Origin of the sequence: Bacillus sp. AP50, assembly GCF_040492675.1 — a bacterium.
GTDB lineage: Bacteria > Bacillota > Bacilli > Bacillales > Bacillaceae_G > Bacillus_A > Bacillus_A cereus.
Window position 1 is genome coordinate 1 of the sequence record NZ_JBEUTW010000547.1, and the last position, 3,273, is coordinate 3,273.

Consider the following 3,273-nt stretch of genomic DNA (forward strand, 5'->3'; position numbering starts at 1 on the left):
TGCCAATAGTAAGTAAAAGCGGCATAATAGCCGCTTTTTATCGTTTTATTTAGTATTTGATTTGAAATATTTTCCTTATGAAAGAAAGATTATTGCTAATTGTAAACTGTCAATAAAGTTATTTAAGTTTTGATATGGAATACCCCGCCGGAAAATACAGCAATAATTTCGTTTGAACATATCTGTTATTGCACGATCTAAAGCATCTTCTATAACAAGTTCAAACTTTCAATAAGAAGATAACCCCCTGTACAACTTAAAAGAATGTACGTAAATATTTTAAAAATCCGTTGATTAAGCCATTTAAAAATAATTTGACCTATAAACAAACCTAAAAATACAATTGGAATGGCATAAAAACTTGATTCCCAAATGGTTTTGTTTGTGCCAGTAAAGAGTATTTGAGTTACTAGACTAATGAAATATATAAACAGATAAAAAGCTAATGTAGTTGCTCTTAACTTCTCTTTTTCAGTATTAGTTCCTGTAAAATAAAGTAACAGGAGTGGACCTGGCATACCGATACTTGTCGTTAAAAGACCAGATAATCCGCCAGCTATGAAATCTCTAGATTGTGTTGATCTAACCTTAACGTTGCATATTAGCAACAATGTTAATAGTAAGAGTAGGATGCTAACTGCTAATTTAAAAGTGTTTATGTTAACGGAAATGAAAATTAAAATGCCAAAAGGAACACCAACTATACTTCCAAAAATAAACCTTTTCAGTAGAACAAAATCAACGTCCATTCTTATTTTCCAAATGAGTGAAATGGAGATAATTAAAGATAAAATAATGTTTATTTGTATAGCTTCTTGTGGTAGAAATAACATAAGTAAGAAAGGGGTTGCCATTATGGAAAAGCCAAAACCTGTACTTGCTTGCAGAATAGAAGCCACTAATATAATACATATGAAAAAGAATGTGATACCCAAAACAGCCCTCCTATTTAATCAAGTTTAACTAGTTAAAGTCTATTATTTAAGTGCAATGTTTCACAAACTTATTTGTATTTTAACATAAATATCTAGTTTTTTCTCAAATAGTGTTGCCATATAAGGCTCTTTAACTAAAAAATATGACTTGTATTTTTAAACAATTTTATTATGGGGAAACAAATAATGAATGGGATCAAAATGTATTGATTATCATTAAATTATTCACTGAGATCCCCGCGATAAAACAAGAACAGCCATATAAAACTTACAAAAATACAGCATGTAGCTAATAAACAGCCAATCATTTGAGGAGAAAGAATTTCTAACAGCCCTCCTGTAAAAAACATCGATAACTGAATAAGAGATCCGTAAATGGAATAATGGAATGAAAAAACTTTACCTATCATATTTTCGTGTGTGTAAGTTTGAAGTAATGTCGTATCAAGTGGAACGATGATTCCTCCTGCTATGCGCATACAGAATAAAGTAATGATACCGATAATAAGTTGATCGGATAGAATGAATCCGAGAAAGAAAATTCCTTGTAATAAGTAGGCCCAACCGAATACTTTTTTCATTTTTTCTTTATTATGGGATATATAAAGATTAACGAGAAGGCTTCCTATCATAAGCCCAGCCCCTTGAACCGTATATAAAATCCCAATGTTCGTATGGAAAATTTTTTCGGCATAGATCGTTAGAAGTAGTTGATAAGCACCTCCAATAATCCCCCATGAAATGCCGACAAGAATTAATGTTAAAATGATTTTTGTTTGTAATATGTATGTATAACCACCTTTTATATCAGTGAAAAATGCTTTCTTCTTGTTACAAGTATCATGAGCAGGAATACTCATGTTATAAATAAAATAGGCTGAAATAAAGTATGATAGGCTATTTACTAAAAAAGCGAACTCAATATGTAAAGATTGTGCAATTACTCCGCCCAAAGAAGCCCCCATAATAGACATAAAACCATTAATTGTACTAGAAAGAGAGTTAGCAGTTACGAAATGATTTTGGTGTACGATATTTTTTAGAGTTGCTTGTTTAGCCGGTTCAAATAAACAAGAAAGTACAGATAAACATATATTAGCAATGAAAATAATCTCAATTTTATAGCCTGCGAGTAAGTATGTAAGGACTAGAATTCCCCGTGTAATATCGGTAAAAATCATAATATTCTTTTTAGAGAAACGATCTACAATTCCGCCTATGAATGGACTAAGAAGAAGCTGTGGTAAACTTTTACTTATAAAAGTAAGTGCGATCATAAACGGCGATTCCGTTATGCTGTAGACAAATGTTAATAAAGCTACCGTATGGAACCAATCCCCAAGTACACTTAATGTTTGCCCATAAAATAGTTTATTGAAGTTTTTATTTGTTTTAAGAAGTGTGGAATAAGAAACTGACATAAATAGATTAATCCTTATGTAATGACGATGTTTGAATTTGTTCTTTCCACTCACTTAAATACACTTTTTCCGCTGTGGGAAGTCCAACAGGTAATTGTGCAATCAATTCTAAACTATTTCCATCAGGGTCGTTAAAGTATACGGCTGCATGTGCTAATTCCGGAAAAACAATCGGTTCAATTGGTTCCATTCCAAAGTCTTTTCGTGCTGAAATTCCTTTTTGATTTAGCCAATGAATTGCATTTTCTAAATCATGTAAACTTACTTGAAAGGCGATATGTCGTAAAGAGGGGTGATAATTCACTTTGTATTCTGTGCCTTCCCAAAGGCCGAGCCAACTCTCATTTTCTTTAATCCAAAAGAAAGCAATATTATCTCCTCTTTTATATAATTTTAGCCCTAGTGATTCATAAAAAGGTATTGATACTTTTAAGTTGCGGACAGGTAAATGTGCTTCGTAAAGACCTCTAATCATTGTAATCCCCCTTAGTAAAAATGTTTCTTATTCCATAGTAAACAATATGTTGCTAGTTGAAATCGCAAATAAGAGGGATATAAATTCATACGAAAGTATGAAAAAAAACAGCTCATATTTGAGCTGTTTTTCTATAGTTTTTAGTTCATTTTTCAAGGATAGGATATATTAATATCCGTATCCGCCGCCACCCCAACAGCTACATCCGATGATGATTAGAAGGATGAATAGTACGATAAGCAAAGCAAATCCACCGCCGAAACCAGCGCAACTTCCACCATAACTCATATGTTTTCCTCCTTTTTAGTAAGTTAATCTATATGGTTCATGGACTACTATATACAGTATGTTTTTTGTATAGAAAACGAGCCAGTCTCATTTATAATTAGACAAATGCCTGTAGATTCATTAGGATTGCATGTTAGTGATTTGTAAATAAACC

Annotated in this window: 4 protein-coding genes; all 4 read right to left on the reverse strand. The window is 32.1% G+C overall.

Annotated features, from left to right (window positions below; genetic code table 11):
- Nucleotides 1-209 precede the first annotated feature (209 nt).
- Nucleotides 210-935, reverse strand: a complete 726-nt coding sequence (locus tag ABWK52_RS26300) for a sulfite exporter TauE/SafE family protein (protein WP_098541425.1) — start codon at nt 933-935, stop codon at nt 210-212.
- Nucleotides 936-1,156: 221 nt separating this feature from the next.
- On the reverse strand, nt 1,157-2,356 hold the full coding sequence (locus ABWK52_RS26305) for an MFS transporter (RefSeq protein ID WP_000117062.1): 1,200 nt from the start codon (nt 2,354-2,356) through the stop codon (nt 1,157-1,159).
- 7 nt (nt 2,357-2,363) lie between these two features.
- The gene (locus tag ABWK52_RS26310) at nt 2,364-2,831 is read right to left on the reverse strand and encodes a VOC family protein (RefSeq protein WP_000617953.1); all 468 of its coding nucleotides are present in this window, start codon (nt 2,829-2,831) and stop codon (nt 2,364-2,366) included.
- Nucleotides 2,832-2,999: 168 nt separating this feature from the next.
- Nucleotides 3,000-3,119 carry a YjcZ family sporulation protein gene (locus ABWK52_RS26315; RefSeq protein ID WP_000120179.1) on the reverse strand — a complete coding sequence of 40 codons (120 nt, stop codon included), beginning with the start codon at nt 3,117-3,119 and terminating at the stop codon, nt 3,000-3,002.
- Nucleotides 3,120-3,273 lie beyond the last annotated feature (154 nt).

Coding starts and splice junctions, on each gene's coding strand:
- ABWK52_RS26305 (WP_000117062.1), bottom strand. CDS start 2,356: ATGTCAGTTTCTTATTCCACACTTCTTAAAACAAATAAAAACTTCAAT.
- ABWK52_RS26315 (WP_000120179.1), bottom strand. CDS start 3,119: ATGAGTTATGGTGGAAGTTGCGCTGGTTTCGGCGGTGGATTTGCTTTG.
- ABWK52_RS26310 (WP_000617953.1), bottom strand. CDS start 2,831: ATGATTAGAGGTCTTTACGAAGCACATTTACCTGTCCGCAACTTAAAA.